Source organism: Pseudomonas sp. TSRC2-2 (assembly GCF_049897785.1).
GTDB lineage: Bacteria > Pseudomonadota > Gammaproteobacteria > Pseudomonadales > Pseudomonadaceae > Aquipseudomonas.
This window is the reverse complement of sequence record NZ_JAFCWZ010000004.1, coordinates 90,181-111,162: the sequence shown is the minus strand read 5'-3', so window position 1 is coordinate 111,162 and position 20,982 is coordinate 90,181. Positions and strand designations below refer to the sequence as shown.

General features: G+C 60.2%; 4 protein-coding genes. 3 read left to right on the top strand and 1 reads right to left on the bottom strand.

Going from position 1 to position 20,982, the window contains the following annotated elements:
* Positions 1-69: 69 nt before the first annotated feature.
* Positions 70-7,263 (top strand): NEL-type E3 ubiquitin ligase domain-containing protein, encoded by a 7,194-nt coding sequence (locus tag ACP7D9_RS09190; RefSeq protein WP_426156891.1) that lies wholly within the window; start codon positions 70-72, stop codon positions 7,261-7,263.
* 134 nt (positions 7,264-7,397) lie between these two features.
* The gene (locus tag ACP7D9_RS09185; protein WP_426156889.1) at positions 7,398-14,720 is read left to right on the top strand and encodes an NEL-type E3 ubiquitin ligase domain-containing protein; all 7,323 of its coding nucleotides are present in this window, start codon (positions 7,398-7,400) and stop codon (positions 14,718-14,720) included.
* 51 nt (positions 14,721-14,771) lie between these two features.
* On the opposite strand, the gene metH is transcribed toward ACP7D9_RS09185, so the two are convergent.
* Positions 14,772-18,482 (bottom strand): methionine synthase, encoded by a 3,711-nt coding sequence (metH, locus tag ACP7D9_RS09180; protein ID WP_426156887.1) that lies wholly within the window; start codon positions 18,480-18,482, stop codon positions 14,772-14,774.
* Between the two features lie 156 nt (positions 18,483-18,638).
* Between metH and ACP7D9_RS09175 the strand changes: the two genes are divergently transcribed.
* Positions 18,639-20,933 (top strand): fatty acid cis/trans isomerase, encoded by a 2,295-nt coding sequence (locus ACP7D9_RS09175; RefSeq protein WP_312998974.1) that lies wholly within the window; start codon positions 18,639-18,641, stop codon positions 20,931-20,933.
* The last annotated feature ends 49 nt before the right edge of the window (positions 20,934-20,982 follow it).

Below are 20,982 nucleotides of genomic sequence, written 5' to 3'. Positions count from 1 at the left end.
CGATAACCATGTACCACCGGCCAGATCGGTGTGGGTGATGTGCTGCCGCTTCATTTACAGGAGCGTTGTATGTCCCCCGATTCCCCCCTATCCCAAACCGCGCAAGCCATGGTCACACCTGTGGCAACGGAGAGCGTGCATGCGCCGCTGCTCGAAGCCGCGTTGCCGCAATGGCTGATCGATGCGCCTGCGCGCAGAAAAGCTGAGGTCAAACAGGCCAACAGCTCAATCCCTGACTGGTATGCAAAGGCGTCACCCACGCAACGCGACGTATTGCACAAACGCTTTAACGACAGCTTCCAGGCGCAGGTGCAACTGGATAAGACGATGTCATCGTTCAAGGATATCGACGCGTTTGCCAGGCCTTTGCTGCTGGAGGCGTTGAAAAGCCGCTTTCAGGTGCAAGTGGATGTCGACAAGACGCTGTTGTGTTTGAAGCGACCCGTTCTTGTGACTATCGCTCGCGTGGAAGTCGGCACGTTCGAGGTCCTGACATTGCCCCTGCTGCAGGCGGCGCTGCACAACTTTGAAAGTGAGGAATGCAAGTACGGCGCCTTTCACAAAAGCTCAACCTTCGCAGTGCAGAACGGCACACCCGGTCACTACAAAGCAGTACCGGTCAATGTATCGGTGAGGAACTTTCTCAGCCTGTGTCGGGAACTCGACATTGGGGCTAAATATCAAGCGTACCTGCGTTCTTTTTTCCATCCCGCCGACCCCAAGGCAGAAGCAAAGCTGCGCCGGCATTTCATTCTCGCTCAGAAGACCGCTCTGCATGCGGCGGCCGAACAAGCGTTGTTGACAAAGGCCATCCGCCGTCAGGATCACGCGATGATTCTTTCGGTACTCCAAGGCAATAAAGCCCCCAGACTGGACAACAAGATAGTCTCGTTCCAGGACTTGAGTCTGATGAACTACAGGCTGGTCGGCTGCATTGTCTTTGTAATATATGACAGGTTCCCATCGTTTGATGAGGTGATTCTGTATGTGCCCAACGACCCCGCGCATCCGCTCAAGCGCTATACCGGCACGCAGATGCAGGACACCTTGAAACGCCTGTTGTCTGCCCGTGATCCACAGCAGCTGCAGAGCACCGCGCCGACCGCCTACCAACAGTTTTTCAGCCAGTTTCTTCCTTATAAACGGCGCGCCGAATATTTCAGCCAGTTCGTCAAGCCCGCCCATCCCGCCTCCGATTGGCTGCGGTCGGCATCGCTCACGACCGCGCAAATCATGACGGGTCTCGGCACATGGGAGACGCCTCCCGAGGTATCGGTGATGATTCCGGATACCGACCCATTTGTGGCGGCCTCACCGATGCCGGACCTGGAGGCTTACATCAAGGGCAGAAACAATGACCTCTGGACGTACCTCTACGAAAAGCACCGCGACAAGGTGTTTGGTGATGCCCGTAGCCACGCGGTGCCAACCGAGGACGTCGATGCCAAGGCACGCGACGCCAAACTTGCTGTGCTGCTGCAATTTGGCCTGCTGGCGGTCAACGTCGTAGCAATGTTCGTCCCCGTTCTGGGCGAAGCCATGATGGCGGTCATGGCTGGCCAATTGTTGCTTGAAACCATTGCAGGCGTCGTCGAGTGGAGCGAAGGCGACAAGCATGCGGCCAAGGCCCATTTGGTCGATGTCGCCGAAAACCTTGCGCTGATGGGCGCGATGGCCGCTGCGGGTGCGGGTTTCAACCGGTTGATGGCGGTCAAGCCTGAGCCGCTCATCGAGAGCCTGCACCCGGTGACGCTGGCCAACGGAAAAACCCGCCTGTGGAAACCCGACTTCAGCGGTTACGAACAGGACGTCACGTTGGGCGCCTTATCCGAGCCCAATGCGTTGGCGCAGTATTCGTTCGACGGCAGAACGTTTATCCGCCAGGGCGGCAAGATCTACGAGCAGGTTCAGGATGAGGCGACTGCACAATGGCTGCTCAAACATCCCACCGATCCCGATGCCTACCGGCCCGTCCTTGTGCATAACGGCCACGGAGCCTGGCGCCTGGCACTGGAACAACCCATGACCTGGGAGCGTCTGGACCTGCTGCGACGCATGGGGCCGGTAACCGACGGTTTTTCCGATGACTCCCTGCTGATGCTGGCCGATATCAGCGGTGTCAGTGACAACACGTTGCGCAAGATGCACATGGACCACCTGCCGCCGCCACCGGAATTGCGCGACGCCATGAGTTTGTTCGAGGCGGATGCCGGTGCGCGGCAGATGATCGAGCAATTACGCGGCGCGAGAACGATCGATGAGCGGTTTCTGTACGCGTTGCCATTGATCCCCGAAATGCCGCGTTGGCCAGCCGGTCGGGTGCTGGAGATCGTTACCGGGTCGGAGAGGGCGGCAAAGTCGATCCGCTATGGTGCGCAAAACCCGGGGGCGGGAATTCACCAAAAACCCTCGATACGTCTCAATCGGGCACACGTCATGAACGGGGAGATGCCTGCACGAATACTGGCAGCGCTGGAGGAAGATGAAATCATTCATCTATTGGGCAGCAAAGGCGCACAGTTTCGGCCCGCAAGGCCTGACGAGTTCATGCTGCGGCTAGCCGAGTATGCGTACACGCGTCAGGCAGCGATTTTCGACAGCCTATACACGGGCACCCAACCGATGATCTGGCGTGCACGCATCCTGCACCGAGAATGTCCCGGTCTCGGTCAGGCAGCGGCGCAGGACGTGCTTGATCATGCAACGCTGGCGCAACTGAGCCAAATGGACGCAACCGGACGTTCGCCTCTCAAGCTGCTCGAAGAGGCCCGCTGGCATGCTCGCCAAGGGCGCCAGCTCCGCGCCTTTGCCGGATTGCACAGTGAGAATCTCGCCTCGGCAGCGAGTCGGCGGCTGGCACTGTTTGCACTCGAACAATTGCCGGAATGGACCTCGACGCTGCATCTGCAGATTCGCGAAGGCAGCATCACCGGCGCCTTGCTGGACAGCATCGGCGAACCGGCGGCCCCGGTTAAACGCTATCTGGTGAAGAACGGGCCTTTTTATCAGGCATTCGATCAGCGCGGGCTCGCGCTTAACAGAGTGTCCAGAGTCGAGGAGAGCTTTTACAGCTCGCTCGTGTACGCCTTGCCCGATGACCTGCGTGCGACGCTGGGGCTGGATGAGGGCAGCAGCGGCCGTGAACTGCAGCATAGGATTATCGAGTCAGCGCATATTCATCGACTTGAAGCGGCGCGCGTGCTCGAACCGCAAGCCCCATGGTTCAAACCCCCGGTGCGGGTCGCTGCGAGGTTGCATGGGTATTACGCGAGCGGGCGGGGCAGGGGGTTCAATCAGTCGCTGGATTGGCGAGTCACGCAGTTGTATCCCCAACGGCAGCAGGCCGATGCATTTTTCGCCCAGCAACGAGGCCGTAGCGACGCGCAGATCCACGCCGAATTGCGAACGCGCCAGCAGGATTGGGACGCTCTCAACACCAGCCTTGATCAATGGCTGGCAGGGCCGACGGATGGCCAGACTGCACAGCACCGAACCCAACTGGCTCAGGCATTGCGAAGTGCATGGCGCAACGCACCCTTGGCCGGACAGCTTGCCGATGCCGCGCGGCTGTCATTGATTTGCGACACCTCGCTGCCGGTGCTGAACACACGCTTTGCCCATGTGCATGAACTGTCGCTGACGGGAATCGGCGTGACGGACGCCAATGCTGATGGCTTCCTGGCAGCTTTTCCGAACCTCACCGATCTGTCGATTGGCGAGCCGGGACCGGTTTATCAGCGCAGATCCTTGGCTGTGCCGCTGACGACGCTGCCACCCGCAGTCGGACGATTGCCGCGATTGACCCGCCTGCGGTTCTCCACCGATGCGCCTTTACTGGCGCAGACCCTTGCGCCAAGGCTCAGGGCGCTGACGTCGCTGGAAACGCTGCACATCGACTATTCGGGAACCGACGCCACCACACTCCACGGGCTCGATCTGGCGCCGTTGACGCAATTGCGGACGTTACGCATAGACGCGCCGCGTGCGTTGTGGCAATGGCCTGCCTACGCTGAACGGCTTGAGCGGCTTGGGCGCCTGAACCTGACCAACACGCTGGTCGAAGCCTTGCCGGAGTCGCTTTATCAAGGGCACGAACAACTGTGGGCCGGGCTTTCGCTGGATTGGTCGCGGGTCACCCCGGCTACCTTCAGGCGCGCTTACGATTATGTCAGTCATTATTCCGGCCCTTTTGGGCATTTGCTCGATGTGCATCAGATGGTGCGCGAGTTCTGTCGTGCGGAGCTGGATGCCATGGCAATCAGGCCGGGTGTGGCCGATCCTTTGGCCGAAGCCTTTTTTGGGGCCTGGGCTACAGCTGAAACGCGAGTCGAGGCTATCGAGGATCTTCGCGCCGAACATGAAGCCGTATTCGCTCAGTTCTACGCACCCGCCCTGCGCCATGGAACACGCTATGCAGCGCTCCGGCGCCGCTGGTCGACAGGGCGCAACGCCGACATGCTCAATGCGCTGAGAGCGAGCTGGCATGGCACGATTCGCCGGCGTTATGGCTTGCCGGCCAGCGTCGAGACGTTTGAGTTGCCCGTTGCGCGAACACCGCTTTCCCTGCCAGCGCAAGCCGAACGGCTCACCGAGCTGCCGTCGCTGCCGGCCGGCAGTTTTGCGCATGTGCGCACCTTGCGCCTGGCAAGGCTGGATGTGCCTCTTGAACAGGCCCGCAGCTTTCTGCGTGCGTTCAGTCAGCTTGAAAGCCTTGCAATCACGCAGGCGACCTTTACCGAACTGCCTTTTACCGCGCACGAGTTGCCAGCATTGACCCATCTGGACATGTCAGACAACAGGGTCGCGGTAACGCCGCTCGTGCAGCGGCATATCAACGGATTGCAGCGTCTGCAACGGTTGGATCTGAGTCATAACCCGCTCGATAACGTCGATGTCGGCGCTTTGCGTCGTTTGCGCGCCTTGAACCTGCGCTCAACCTCTATGCAAACATGGCCCGGCGGCGCCGAACACCTGCGGCGATTGACCTGGCTCGATTTGCGCGACAATCGTATCGCGTCATTACCGCCGTCAGTGCTGTCTCACCCCGACATGCTGATGAGAACCAATCTGACCGGTAATCTTTTCGACCTTGATGGTGAAGCGGCCTTCCACGCAGCGTTGCATGGCGTCGAGAAGCAAAGGGGCTTGCAGCAGGGCACGCTGCTGCGCTTCGCGGCGCAACCGGTGCCGGAACCATTTCCTCCCTCGGAAACCGGTTGCTCATTCCTTGATTTGCTGTTGCCGCTTCCAGAGCCGGTAACCGTGTTGCCCGCAGACGCTGTGGCGTCGGCGCATGTGCAACGTCTGAGCGCGATCATGCCGCGGGCAAGCGCTGAGCCTTTACTGGACAACTGGCGGGCGACGGGATGGAGTGATGGGCGAATCGAAGCGCAAATCAGCGTCTGGCATCGGTCCTGTGAGGACTTGAACCGCCAGTTGAATGACTGGCTGTACATCCGCGAGGTACGCACGCAGAGATTGCAGATCAACGCGCAAAACCGTTCGTTTGCGGCGCGAAGAATCCGTGAAGCGTGGCTCGACGGACTCATCGAAACCCCTGGCAGACCGGGGCTTGAGCTGGAATTCGAGGGGTTGCAGACAGGTGATTTGCCGGCGCTGTCTGTGCAACTTCCAGCGGTGACGACGCTGGATCTCAGCGGGGTGGGCATGACCGTGCAGGGTTGCGACGGTTTTCTGGCTGCCTTTCCCTCGCTCGATACCTTGTATATCAGTGGCAACGAACTGACGGCTTTGCCCGGCCCGGTGCTGCGGATGCGTCATCTGCAACGTCTGCACATGCAGTATTGCGACCTGCAGAGCGCGACGAGCCTTTATCCGTTGGTTCTGCGTGCGCAACTTCGCCATCTGGACATCGGATACAACGACGTGCGTATGTTCAACCCGCCCGACTTTGGCGTCATCGAAACCCTCGATCTGCGTTACAACCGCCTGAGCGAATGGCCGGTTGGTGTGTTGCAGGCACCTCGGTTGCGCGACCTGAACCTGAGCGGTAACGAGATCGCCGACATCCCCGTTGATCTGTTCAATGGCACGCACGCGCCGCTGATCGATGGCATTGACCTGTCCGAGAACCAGCGCTTGTCGCTGGCTGCATTGCAGGAGCTGCGCCGCTACGCCCGCGAGCACGCATCAACCCATGCGCTGGGAGTTTCATCGAGAAGCATCAACAGTATGATCGATGCGCGCGTCCTGCCTGACCCTGTCACTGACGCCGAGCCCACCGGCAATGAAACGAGTGCTGTCGCTCATGACCCTCATGCAGTCATAGAACCGGTGGAGGTCGTTTTTGACCCGGCCATCGACGTAGCGCCCACGTCGCTGGATCCCTGGCTGCGACACAGCAGCCCGGAGGTGGTGGGACAAAGACGCACTGCCTGGGCACAGTTGGCTCGCGAACCGAATCATGAGCGGTTTTTCCAGTTGTTGCGGCTATTGCGCGACACCGAGGATTTCCGCTTGGTACCGGCAGATCTCAGCCGAAGAATGTGGGACGTCGTACAGGCCGCCACGGAAAATACCGAGTTGCGACAGTTGTTGTTCAAAGGTGCTGAAACCCATGGCACCTGTGTCGATGGGCGAATTTTGACATTCAGTGATCTGCAGGTACGCGTTGCGGTTTATCGCACCTTGCACGACATTCCCTTGAACCGAGTCGCGCTGCGGGGCCGGGCACTGGTGCGCCTTTCCCGGCAGTTGTTTCGTCTGGATCGGGTAGAAGTGCTCGCCGAGGCTGCGGCGCAAGGCCTGGACCGCGCCGAGGTACGCCTGAAATACCGCATCCGTCTGACCCGTGGCTGGGGAGACGGTATTGAATTGCCCGGGCAACCGGCCTACATGCTTTACGACGCGCCCTTGAGCGATGAGCGGCTGATGCAGATCCGGGCTTCAATCCTGGAAGCGGAGCAGACGGACGCGCTGCCGGCAAGCATGATCGAACGCGACTACTGGAGCGCTTATCTGCAAGAGCGCTACCCGCAAGAGATGCGCACAATCGACGATGAAATCGACGCGCAGCGTGAGCAGCTCTGGACCGTGCTGGATGATCGGCTCGCGCGGGGTGAAATCGATGCGCAACAGTACGATCAGCAACTCAGTGATCTGGGCAGGACCATGGAGGAGCGGCGCCGGCAAAAACGCATCGCGCTGACGCGACGGGAGATCATTGACCTGCAGAGTCATGCCGGTGAGTCCGAGCTGCCCGGTCGTCTATCACCGACGCCGGGGCCGTCATCGCGACCGTAAAAGGCGCATTGGGGCAGTCACCTGCCGGGGCTTGTGACGTATCCGGTTACTCATCGCCGGCTGTGCAATATCCGGGTACCGCAGACGCGATGGTCCGACGTGGTCTGCTGATTGTTTCCCCATAAGGAGCAATCATGAACCCGACGTCATCCACTGCGCGAGCGAAGCCACCTGCTTCGCTCGCGCAGCCTGCAAAACCGAAAGCGACGCAAAGCCTGCACGGCCAGTTCCTGACGAAATCGATCCCTGCCTGGTTGACCAATGCTTCAGCGCAAAGGCGCGAGGCGTTCAAGGGCGTCACAACCGCGCTGCCACCCTGGTTTCTGAACGCGACGCCGACTCAGCGCCAGACGTTAAGCGACCGCTTCAAGGCCAGTGTCGATGCGCAGAACAGCCTCGATAAAAGCATGGCGACGTTCCAGCAGGTCGAAGCGTTTGCCAGGCCTTTGCTGATCAAGGCCCTCGCGGACGAGTATCGGCTGCAAGTGGACGTAGACAAGACTTTGCTGTGCCTGCGTCGGCCGCTGGAGGTCAGTGTTCTGGCAATAGAGGTGGGCTCCTTTGAAGTGCTCAAACTGTCATTGCTGGAGGCCGCGCTGCATAACTTCGAAGCCTGGGAGTGTGGTGAGGGCGCTTACCATGCAACCTCCGGATTTATGGTGGCAACGACTGAAACCGGGAATTATGAGGCCGTGAGCATTGCGATCTCGGTCAGTCAATTCCTCGGATTGTGTCGCCGTCTGGACATTGGCAAGCAATATCAGACCTGGTTGCAGGCATTCTTTCATCCTGCGGATGCAGTGACCGAGGCGGTGCTGCGCGAGCGTTTCATTGCCAGCCAGAAAGCGACAATGCGCGCTGCTGCCGAGCAGGCTTTACTGACGAAGGACATCGAAGCTGCGCACTACGCGATGATCGTTTCGGTGATCGAGGGCGAGCTCAACCCCTCGGTCGGCAACAAGCCTGTGTGGTTTCGCGACTTCAGTCTGATGAAAAAAAGAATGACTGGCTGTGTGGTCTTCGTCATCAGCGAGAAGTACCGCTACAGCAATGAATGGCTTGTTTACATTCCTCACGATCCCGAGCACCCGTTCAAATGCTATCGCGGCAATGACGAGAAAGAAGAGTTCAAGCGGCTGCTCACGGCTCGAAACACGCCCTCGGCGTCGGGCGCGGATCCGACCGCCTATCAGCGCTTCCTCAGTCAGTTTTTGCCGTACGACCAACGAGGCGACTATTTCAGTCAGTTCACCCGTAAGGCAGCGGATTCGCCAAACGACTTCTGGCGCTCCCCGTGGCGCATCGTCACCTCGTTTGGTCCTGGTGCGCCTATTACTCGAATCAAGCAGTTGCCCCCGCCGCCTGCCGCAAAACTGGAGCCTGAACCTGATCCATATATCGCTCCCGGCGCGCTCCTGCAAAGGCAGCGCGGGCTGTGGGAAAGAAACCAGGATCTGTGGCAGTACCTCTACGACGAGAGCCGGGCCAAGGTATTGGCCGACGCGCGGAGCCATGCCGTGCCCACCGACGATGTCGACGTCAAGGCGCGCGAGGCCAAACTGGCGCACCTGATGCAGATCGGCCTGCTCGGACTGAACGTGGTGTCGATGTTCGTACCGGTGCTGGGCGAAGTGATGATGGTGGTAATGGCCGGGCAACTGCTCTATGAAACCCTTGAAGGTGCGATTGAATGGGGTGAGGGCGATCGTCGTGCCGCCAAGGATCATCTGATCGATGTGGCGGAGAATCTGGCGCAGATTGCGCTGATGGCAGGGGTAGGGGCAGGGGTGCGGAAAATCTCCAGCGCCAAAGCTGTGCCGGTGATCGAGCAGCTACAGCCAGTGAAGTTGCCCAACGGCGAAACCCGCCTGTGGAGATCAGACCTGCAAGCTTACGAGTCCGCTGTTGCGCTGCCCGACAGTCCCGGCCCGAATGATGCCGGGCAGCATGTGTTTGAAGGAAAAACCTACATTCGCCAGGGCGGCAAGGTCTATGAGCAGTTTTTCGATGACTCGATCGGCAAATGGCGCATCAGGCATCCGAGCGATACCAACGCCTGGCAGCCGATACTCGACAGCAATGGCCGCGGCGCCTGGCGGCATACGCTGGAGCGTGTACAGAGCTGGGATCGTCTGACCCTGCTGCGGCGGATCGGCCATGCAACCGAAGCCTTATCCGATGCACAACTGATCAAGGCTGCCGATATCAGTGGTGTCAGTGAGGGCGCACTGCGCAAGATGCACATTGATCATGCGTTGCCACCACCGCAGCTGACCCAGGCCATGCGCGTGATGCAGGCCGATAGCAGTGCGGCACGGGTTGTTGAGCAGTTGCGCGGGACGAAACCGATCGACGAACTGTATCTCTACGCGTTGCCGCTGATCACCGAAATGCCACGCTGGCCGGCAAACCGGGTGCTGGAAGTTTTTGACGGCGAGCCAGTGTCCGGCAAGTCCGTCAGGTACGGTTCAGAGCGGCGATTCCGCGACGTTGGTGTCAAGGCGCCGATTCAGATATCGCGGGCCGATGTCCTCAGCGGTGACCTGCCAGCAAATATCCTTGCGGCTCTGGACGAGTCCGAAGTCACCCGGCTGCTGGGAGAACAAGGTGCACGCGTGCGCGATGCCCGGCCGGCAGAATTCGGCAAGCAGATCGCCGACTACGCCAACAGCCGTCAGCCGGCGATCTACGACAGCCTCTCTCTGGGGACAGACCCTGTCGATCCACAGGTTGCGCGCTTGCAGAAGGCCTGTCCTGGACTCAGCGAACCGGCGGCACAAACGGTGCTGGCACACGGGCGCCCCGAAGAGCTGGAGCAACTCGGCTCGGGCCAGCGAGTGCCACTGCGCTTGCTGGAAGAAGCGCGCTGGTATGCGCGCCAAAGCCGACAAGTGGCGGCGTATGCCGGTCTGCGCAGCGAAAACATCGCTTCCGCGGACAGCCGACGCCTGGCGTTGCACACGCTGGAACAATTGCCGGGTTGGGCGAACAACGTTCGAATTGAAGTTCGTGAGGGCCATGACGCTGGCACGTTGCTTGACAGCATCGGCAGTGAAACAGGCGTTGAGAAAAAATACCTGATCAAGAAAGGCGTCCAGTTCCAGGCGTTCAACGAACGCGGTGAGGCACTCAACAGCCTGCCTCGCAACGGCGACAATTTTTACGCATCGATCATGCACGCCTTACCTGACGAAGCGCGACGCAGCCTCGGTGTGCCTGAGGTCGGACAGTCTGCCGAGCTGCAAACCAGGATCATTGATTACGCCGATCAGCATCAAGCTGAGGCATCAGCGCTGCTGGCACCCCAGGTCAGGTGGATCAAGCCGCCCGTGCGGGTGAGCGCTACGCAGATCGGTTACCCCGCCAGCGGACGCGGCGCGGAATGGCAAACGCACCTGATCGAACATGTGCGCGACGTCTATCCGCAACTGACCGACGAACAGGTTCAAGGCTTCATTCTCGAACAATATCGGGCCGGAAGAGACGACAGCGCTATCTTCGAACTGTTGCAATCCCGTCGGCGTGAGTGGGAGCAACTGAACGCGACGCTGGATGAATGGGCAGGGACATCGACGCTGGCACCTTGGGAACGTTCCGGTACAGATCACAAGTTTCGCGCCGCGCAAGCGTTGAAAACCTCTTGGCGCAACGCGTTGTCCACCGGCGTCGCGGGTGCTGATCAACTTTCGATTCTCACCTACGACCCTCTGCCGGTGCTGACCGCCGACTTTGCTCATGTACGTGAGCTGTCGATTGGCGGCAACGGTTTGACCGACGCCAATGCAGACGCATTCCTGGCGCGGTTTGCCAATGTGCAAAAGCTGTCGCTGGGGGAGCGGGGCAGCCTGTTTGGCACCTACATGGCGCATGAGCAGGCACTGACGACCCTACCGTTGACGGTGACGCGAATGGCCGCGCTGACGAAGCTCAAGTTTAGAAGCCAGGCCACGGTCATGGCTGCAGATCTGTCGACACGATTGCGTACGTTGACCGCTGTTGAGGAGCTTCATCTCGACCTTCGCAGCGGCGCGGGCATGCCGCCTGGCCTCGATCTGGCTCCCCTCAGACGCCTGAAAAAACTCAAGATCGAAGCACCAGGCCTTAGGCAGTGGCCGGCTTATGTCGAGCAACTGCCTGAACTGGAACGTTTGGATCTGACGCAGACGTCTATCGCGTCGCTGCCACAGACGCTTTATGTGGGGCACGAGAAACTCTGGGCGGGCTTGTCGCTGGACTGGTCGAAGTTTTCTCACGACGCGTTCAAGCCTGCTTACGACTATGTGAAAAACTACTTGGGGCAGTGGCAACATCTGGTTGATCTGGACTCGATGGTTCGCCGCTACTGCGCCGGAGAGCTGCAGTTCCTCACGGGCGAGGCGGGCCGTATCAACCCGTTGCCTGAGCGCATCATGAGCCTATGGAACACCCCGCAAACCCGACTCAAGGCTGTGGAGATTCTGCGGGTGGAGCACAACGCAATTTTCCGCCAGTTCTACGAGGCCACTGCATCAGGAGAATTACGTACAGCGATGCCGGCAGCGCGCTGGCAAACGCCGGCCAATGCCCGGGTGGTGCGTGCACTTGAACAGAACTGGCGCGCAGCCATACGCAGGCGTTATCGCCTGAACGACGACGTGCGTCCCTTCAATGCCACGGACTGGACAGCCGGCGCGGATATCGGCGATGCCGGTGTGTTTGAGCTGGTTGACAATGCATGGGTAGTGGGCGAGGCGTCAGTCAGTGAACTGCCGCAATTGCCAGCCGGTACGTTTGCTCACGTGTCAAGCGTTCGGCTGGATCGGCTGAATGTGCCGATCGAACAGATTCGCGGTTTCCTCCAGGCATTCAGTGGCGCTACAAGCCTGGAAGTCACCGCCTGCGGGTTGACAGAAGTGCCGGTCCGGTCAGCCGATGTGACCCGACTGACGCAGCTGGACTTGTCGCTCAACCGTATCGCCGTTACCCCTGACGTTCAGGCCCAATTCGATGCGCTGAATAAACTGGAGCACCTCAATGCCCGGCTCAATCGGCTGGACACACTCGACGTTTCTCGCCTGACAGGGCTCAAGACGCTGAACCTCAGTTCAAATGGACTGAACCAATGGCCGACAGGCGCGCAAAGCCTGCCGCGTTTACAAGTGCTGGATTTGCGTCATAACACCATCGGGTCGCTTCCCGAAGATGTCCTTGCCAACGACACGGTGCTGCTCAAGACCCGCTTGCTCAACAACCGCTTCAGCGTCGCAGGCGAGGCAGACCTTCAAGCCGCGCAGCGCCGGATTGAAATGTCCATCGGTTTGCCCGAGGGCGCTTTGCAACAGTTCGATGCGCAGTCGGCGTCACTGCCGGGCATTTCAAGCGCGACCCTGCCCGAAAGCGCGCTGAATCGCGCCGGTCAGCTGTTACCACTCCGGCCGGTCTCCGAAATCAGCGGTGCCTCTGACATGAGCGCCAGTGTGCTGGAGATATTTCCTTCGCTGACGCTTGACCAAGCGCAAGCCAGCGTTGCGCGCTTACGCAGCGAAGGGCTGCTTCCCGAGCAAATGGCGGACAGGCTGAACCAGTGGCGAGCGACTAACGAGACGCTGACGCGTGAGTTGAACGGCTGGATTTTCAATCCGGCGCCGGGGCCTGGTGAAGGTGTGTCGTCGTCCACGAGACTGTTCGACGCGACGAGGATCCGCACTTGCTGGCGCGACGGGGTTACCGCTCTTACCGGGTCGGCCGGACAGACGCTGAGCCTTTCAGCGGGACTCATCGGGGATTTGCCTGCGTTGTCTACCGTGTTTTCCCATGTACGAACACTGGACCTGACAGGGGTCAAGTTTACCGTTGAAGGTTTCAACCGCTTTTGCCCGGCGTTCCCTGAGCTGACCACCCTGAGACTCAACGGCAATGCACTGGATCGGCTACCGGACGCTGTCGGTCGGCTGAACCGTCTGGAGCGGCTGGAATTGAGCGGTAATCGCCTGGCCGCGGCGCAGACGGTGTATCAGCACGCGGGCGGAGCGCCGCTGCGCTGGCTCGACCTCAGCCACAATCAGCTGGAAGAATTCAGCACCGCAAGCTTCAGCCGTCTGGAGACCCTCAACCTCAGCCACAACGGTCTGGATTTCTGGCCGGGCGGCGTGCTTGAACTGGCGCATCTGCAAACGCTGGAGCTGTCTGGCAACAACATCAGGATCTTCCCGGACCGGCTGTTGGGCGGCAACCATGAGGGGCTCGTGGCGGGTACTGATTTGTCGGAGAATTCGCTGACACTCAACGCGCTGGAGCAACTCAGGGATTACAGCGTCGCGCATGGAGACGGTGATCTGATGGGATACTCGCCAACGTCTCTGCAGCGTGAAATTGAGGAACGCGTCCTTGAGTCTGATAGCGATTCCAGCTCCGGAACGGATTCGAGTTCGGATTTCACTAGCGACGACGGTGACGATCCGAGTGGCGGCGGCAATGCCAGACGCGTTGATACGCATGCCGTTGTCGAGGCCGCTGAGGACATTGCCAATTCGGCGCAGGATGTGGCACCGCCGGCGATGGAAACCTGGATGACCCATACGCGTGCCGATGTGCGGGCCGCGCGGCAAGCGCTATGGCTGCAATTGGCCCGACAGGCCAACCATGAGTCGTTCTTTCATTTGCTCTCGACCTTGCCCGACACCCTCGAATACAAGCTGTCCGGCGCCGATCTGACTCACCGGGTGTGGCTGGTCATCGAGGCTGCCACGGAAAATACCGAGCTGCGCGAGCTGTTGTTTCTCAACGCCGAGACGCACGGCACCTGCGGCGATGGCCGGATTCTGTCGTTCAGCGAACTGGAAACCCGTGTCTATGAATACAACGCCCTGCGCGACGTTCCGCGGCATCGCCCAGAGCAGCGCGGCAGAGCCTTGCTCGATCTGACCCGCCGCCTGTTTCGCCTGGAAAGGGTGGACCGGCTGGCCGAAGCCGCGGCCAAAAACAAGGACCGCGCCGAAGTCCGCCTGCAATACCGCATCGGCATGACTCGCGGCTGGCCGGATGGCCTGGAACTGCCAGCACAACCCGAGCACATGCTATACGCCACACCGATTCGCGGGCAGCGATTGCTCGACGCGCAAGCAGCCGTTCTCGCCAATGAAGCATCGGACAGGTTTCTGGAGGATCTGATCGGTCGCGATTACTGGATTCGCTATTTGCGCGAGCGCAATCCTGAGGTGTTCGAAACACTTGAAAGCAACGCGAGCCGGCGTCTGGAGGAGGTTGAGGACGCTCATCCGGACAAGGACGCCAACGAGCTGACTCGTAATAGCTACCTGGAGGCGATGGCAGCCCTGGAGATCGAACTGGCGGAAGCGCGCGTTGAGAAGTTGAAAGAGCTGTCTCGCGCGCAAATGCAGAGTCTGGCGCCGGTGGTTGAAGGCGCGGCACAACCCGCTCCTTCTTCACCGCAGCCCGGCCCATCATGGCGACCGTGAGTGGATGAGTGATGAGGCCCGGGAGCAGGGTGCTTCCGGGCCTGGAACATGTCAGCTGTCGTAACCCAGATTCGGTGCCAGCCAACGTTCAGTGACGCTCAAGTCCTGACCCTTGCGCGCGGTGTAGCTCTGCACTTGATCCTTGTCGATCTTGCCCACGGCAAAGTACTGCGCCTGCGGATGGGCGAAGTACCAGCCGCTGACCGCTGCGGCCGGGAACATCGCGTAATGCTCGGTCAGGAACACGCCACTGCGCCCGGCGCGCATTTCGGCAGCCTCTGGGTCGAGCAGAGTGAACAGTGCGGCTTTCTCGGTGTGATCCGGGCAGGCCGGGTAGCCGGGAGCGGGGCGGATGCCTCGGTATTGCTCTTTGATCAGCGCATCGTTATCCAGCGTTTCGTCCTTGGCATAACCCCAGTGCTCCTTGCGCACTTGCTGGTGCAGCCATTCCGCGCAGGCTTCGGCCAGACGGTCGGCAAGGGCCTTGACCATGATCGAGTTGTAGTCATCGCCGGCGTCTTGATAAGCCTTGGCCACTTCTTCGGCACCGATGCCGGCGGTGGTGATGAATCCGCCGACGTAATCGGTGACTTCGCTGTCTTTCGGCGCCACGAAGTCGGCGAGGCAGAAGTTCGGTTTGCCGTCGGTCTTGATGATCTGCTGACGCAGATGATGCAGCTTGGCCAACGGCTTGCCGTTATCGTCGTACAGCTCGATGTCGTCTTCGTTGACCTGATTGGCTGGCCAGAAACCGAACACCGCGCGGGCGCTGATCAGCTTCTCGTCGATCAGTTTGGCCAGCATCTCCTGCGCGTCCTTGTACAGCGCGGTGGCGGCTTCACCGACCACTTCGTCTTCGAGAATGCGCGGGAACTTGCCGGCCAGATCCCAGGAAATGAAGAACGGCGTCCAGTCGATGTATTCGGCCAGCACCTTCAAATCGATGTTGTCGAGCACTTTGCTGCCAGTGAACGTCGGTTTCACTGGCTGGTAACTGGCCCAGTCAAATTGCGGCTTCTTGGCGATGGCGGCGGCGTAGCTCAGGCGTTCGGTGCGGGCGCTGCGGTTGGAGGTACGCTCGCGCACGTCGATGTATTCCAGACGGGTCTTCTCGACGAACCCGGCCTTGAGCTCCTTGGACAACAACTGGGTTGCCACGCCGACGGCGCGCGAGGCGTCGGTCACGTAGACCACGGCATCGTTGCTGTACTTGGGCTCGATCTTCACCGCCGTGTGCGCTTTGGAGGTGGTCGCGCCACCGATCATCAGTGGCAGGTGGAAGTCCTGACGCTGCATTTCACGGGCGACGTGAACCATTTCATCCAGCGACGGCGTGATCAGGCCGGAGAGGCCAATGATGTCGCATTTCTCTTCCTTGGCGACTTGCAGGATCTTCTCCGCCGGGACCATCACGCCGAGGTCGACGATGTCGTAGCCATTGCAACCGAGCACGACGCCAACGATGTTCTTGCCGATGTCGTGCACGTCACCTTTGACGGTGGCCATGAGAATCTTGCCCTTGGCTTCCGGTTTGTCGCCTTTTTCCAGTTCGATGAACGGAATCAGGTGCGCCACGGCCTGCTTCATCACCCGGGCGGATTTCACCACTTGCGGAAGGAACATTTTGCCCGCGCCGAACAGGTCCCCGACGATGTTCATGCCGGACATCAGCGGGCCTTCGATCACTTCGATCGGCCGGGCGAATGACTGCCGTGACTCTTCGGTGTCTTCGACAATGTGGGTGGTGATGCCTTTGACCAGCGCGTGTTCCAGACGCTTGTTGACGTCCCAGTTGCGCCACTCTTCGGTCTCGGCTTCCTTGACGCTGCCATCGCCCTTGTACTTGTCGGCGATGGCGAGCAGGGCATCGGTGCCGTCCGGGGTGCGATTGAGGATCACGTCCTCGACGGCGTCACGCAGTTCGACCGGGATCTGGTCGTAGATCTCCAGTTGACCCGCGTTGACGATGCCCATGGTCAGCCCGGCGCGGATGGCGTAGAGCAGGAACACCGAGTGGATCGCTTCGCGCACCGGATTGTTGCCACGGAACGAGAACGACACGTTCGAAACACCGCCGGAACTCAGTGCATACGGCAGCTCGTCGCGGATGTAGGCACAGGCGTTGATGAAGTCGACGGCGTAGTTGTTGTGTTCTTCGATGCCGGTGGCCACAGCGAAAATGTTCGGGTCGAAGATGATGTCTTCCGGCGGGAAGCCGACTTCGTTGACCAGAATGTCGTAGGAGCGTTTGCAGATTTCCTTCTTGCGCGCTTCGGTGTCGGCCTGGCCGGCTTCGTCAAAGGCCATCACCACCACCGCAGCGCCGTAGCGCTTGCACAGCTTGGCGTGATGGATGAACTGCTCGACGCCTTCTTTCATGCTGATCGAGTTGACGATGCCCTTGCCCTGGATGCACTTGAGGCCGGCTTCGATGACTTCCCATTTCGACGAGTCGATCATGATCGGCACGCGCGAGATATCCGGTTCGCCGGCGATCAGATTGAGGAAGGTGACCATGGCCTTCTTCGAATCGAGCATGCCCTCGTCCATGTTGATGTCGATGATCTGCGCGCCGGCCTCGACCTGCTGCAAAGCGACTTCAAGGGCTTCGGTGTAGTTGTCTTCACGAATCAGGCGGGCGAATTTCGCCGAACCGGTGATGTTGGTCCGCTCGCCGACGTTGACGAACAGCGAGCTGCGATCGATGGTGAACGGCTCCAGACCCGAAAGGCGGCAGGCCTTGGGAATATCCGGAATCTGCCGCGGTGCGTAACCGGCCACGGCTTTGGCGATGGCTTCGATGTGCCCCGGGGTGGTGCCGCAGCAACCGCCGACGATGTTGAGGAAGCCGCTCTGGGCGAATTCTTCGATGACTTTGGCGGTTTGCGAAGGCAGTTCGTCGTACTCGCCGAATTCGTTGGGCAGGCCGGCGTTCGGGTGCGCAGAAACGTGAGTGCTGGCCTTGTTCGACAGCTCTTCCAGGTACGGACGCAGTTCGCTGGCGCCGAGGGCGCAGTTCAGGCCCACGGAGATCGGCTTGGCGTGGGCTACCGAGTTCCAGAACGCTTCGGTGGTCTGGCCCGACAGTGTGCGGCCGGAGGCGTCGGTGATGGTTCCGGAGATCATGATCGGCAGTTCGATGTGCAGCTCTTCGAACACACCTTGCACGGCGAAAATCGCCGCTTTGGCGTTGAGGGTGTCGAAGATCGTCTCGATCAGGATGAGGTCGGCGCCGCCCTCGATCAGCCCCTTGGTGGCTTCAGTGTAGTTTTCCACCAGCTCATCGAAAGTGACGTTGCGGTAGCCGGGGTTGTTGACGTCGGGCGACAGCGAGCAGGTACGGCTGGTCGGGCCGAGCACGCCGGCGACGAAGCGTGGCTTGGCCGGATTTTCGGCGGTCTTGGCGTCGGCAATCTTGCGCGCCAGCCGTGCGCCTTCTACGTTTAACTCGTAAGCCAGCTCTTCCATGCCGTAATCGGCCATGGAAATGCGCGTGGCGTTGAAGGTATTGGTTTCGAGAATGTCGGCGCCGGCGTCCAGGTAGGCCTTTTCGATACCGCCGATCACGTCCGGGCGGGTGATCACCAGCAGGTCGTTGTTGCCCTTGACGTCGCTCGGCCAGTGCGCGAAGCGTTTGCCGCGATAATCCTGCTCTTCGAGCTTGTAGCTCTGGATCATCGTGCCCATCCCGCCGTCGAGAATCAGGATGCGCTCTTTGAGGGCTTGCTTGAGAGCTTGAAGGCGGACGCTGCGATCGGACATGTGGACTACTCGAAAAGACCATTACGAAGGAGCGCGATCATAGCAAACCTGTGCGCTTTTGGAGCATCCGCAGCTTTTGCATGAATATCGCTCATGTTGGTACGGCCGTCATAACGGTAGAATCGTCGCCTTTTTTACACAATCGGGATCAGCAGCATGCCGTACCGCGTCATCAGTTTATGGTTGCTGGTCCTGAGCGGGAGCGTCGCGGCGCAGGATCCTGCTGCTCCTTCTTCTATTTCCTATACCCGGGACATTCAGCCGATTTTTACCGAGAAGTGCGTGGCGTGCCATGCCTGTTACGACTCGGCGTGCCAGCTCAATCTGGGCAGTGGCGAAGGCGCCGCTCGTGGCGCGAGCAAGATGCCGGTGTACGACGGCGAACGCACCCAGGCAGCACCCACCACCCGATTGTTTTACGACGCCTTCGGCAAGCGCGCCTGGCAGCAGAAAGATTTCTATTCGGTGCTCGACGCTCAGGGCAGTCAGGCCGCGCTGATGGCGCGCATGCTCGAACTCGGCCACAACACGCCGCTGACGCCGAACGCCAAGCTGCCCGAGGACATTGTCCTGGGGCTCAATCGCAACAATCTCTGTGCAATGCCCGCCGAGTTCGACGGCTACGCCGGCGCGCACCCGAAGGAGGGCATGCCGCTGGCAGTCACCGGTCTGACCAACCAGCAATATCAGACCTTGCAGCGCTGGCTGGCGTCTGGCGCGCCAATTGACGAGCAGAGTCTGGCGCCCAATGCGCAAGAGGCCATGCAGATCCTGCAGTGGGAAAACCTGCTCAACGCCCCCGGCGCGCGGCAAAGTCTGGTCGGGCGCTGGCTGTTCGAACACTGGTATCTGGCGCACATCTATTTCAAGGACGGCGAGCCGGGGCACTATTTCCAGTGGGTGCGTTCGCGCACGCCGAGCGGCCAGCCGATCGATCTGATCGCCACGCGCCGCCCGAACGACGACCCCGGCACGCAGGTGTATTACCGCTTGTGGCCGGTGCAGGGAGTGATCGTGCACAAGACGCACATCACCTATGCGCTGAGTGCGGCAAAAATGGCCCGCGTCAAAAGCCTGTTCTACAGCGGTAACTGGCAGGTCAATGCGCTCCCAGGTTACGGCCCGCAAAGCCGCGCCAACCCATTTGCGACCTTCGAGGCGATTCCGGCTCAGGCGCGCTATCAGTTCATGCTCGATAACGCCGAATACTTTGTTCGCACCTTTATTCGCGGGCCGGTGTGTCGGGGGCAGATCGCGACAGATGTGATCCGCGACAACTTCTGGGCGTTGTTTCAGGCACCGGAACATGACCTCTATATCACCGACCCGAACTACCGTGGCCAGGCCACACCGTTGCTGGCGATGCCGGGGCAGAACGACGATGTCGGCAGCGTGCTGAGCCTGTGGCGCAACTATCGCGACAAGCGCAACGAATACGAAGCCCTGCGCCGCGACAGCTACGCCGATCTGCCGGCACCGAGCTGGTCGACGCTGTGGGCCGGCAACGACAACGCGCTGTTGAGCATTTTCCGTCACTTCGACAGTGCGTCGGTGACCAAAGGCCTGATTGGTGAAGTACCGCAGACGATGTGGCTGTTCGACTATCCGCTGCTGGAACGCACCTACTACCAGCTCGCGGTCAACTTTGACGTGTTTGGCAACGTCTCCCATCAGGCGCAGACGCGCCTGTATTTCGACCTGATCCGCAACGGTGCCGAACAGAACTTCCTGCGCCTGATGCCCGCCGACTCCCGTGAGGATTACCTCAATGATTGGTACCAGGACGGCGGGCAGTTCAAGATGTGGCTCGATTATGAAGCCATTGATGACGACAAGCCGACTGCCCTGAAACTCGACGAAAAGGACCCGAAGCGCGATTTTGCGATGCAATTGCTGGCGCGTTACGGTGACCTCAATGCGCGACCTGATCCGATCAATCGTTGCGATGGCGCTTACTGCTCGCGGCCGAACATCGACCCGGCACTGCAAAACGCCGAGCAAGCCTTGAGCCGTCTCGCCTCGCGGCCGGCGGCGGGGCTGAAAGTCATCGACCAGATGCCCGAAGCAACCCTGCTGCGTGTCGAAACCGCCAGCGGCAAGCGCGAGGTCTACAGCCTGCTGCGCAATCGCGCGCACAGCAACGTGGCGTTTTTGCTCGGCGAATCACGGCGTTATCAACCGGGGCTCGACACCCTGACCATTTATCCTGGCGTGCTGACCAGTTACCCGAATTTCATGTTCAACGTGCCGGCCGAGCAGGTGCCGGCGTTTGTCGATGCCATGGAAAATGCCAGGGATGCCAACCGGTTCGAAAAAATCGTCGAGCACTGGGGCATCCGCCGTAGTCATCCGCAGTTCTGGCTGTATTTCCATGACTTGAGCCGATACATCCACGAAACCGAGCCGGTGGAAGAGGGTGTGCTGGACATGAACCGGTACGAGAATCTTTGAGCAGACAACGACGCAGGCTTGTGGCCTGCGTCTTTGGGTGCGTCAATGC

Coding starts and splice junctions, on each gene's coding strand:
- ACP7D9_RS09190 (WP_426156891.1), top strand. CDS start 70: ATGTCCCCCGATTCCCCCCTATCCCAAACCGCGCAAGCCATGGTCACA.
- ACP7D9_RS09185 (WP_426156889.1), top strand. CDS start 7,398: ATGAACCCGACGTCATCCACTGCGCGAGCGAAGCCACCTGCTTCGCTC.
- metH (WP_426156887.1), bottom strand. CDS start 18,482: ATGTCCGATCGCAGCGTCCGCCTTCAAGCTCTCAAGCAAGCCCTCAAA.
- ACP7D9_RS09175 (WP_312998974.1), top strand. CDS start 18,639: ATGCCGTACCGCGTCATCAGTTTATGGTTGCTGGTCCTGAGCGGGAGC.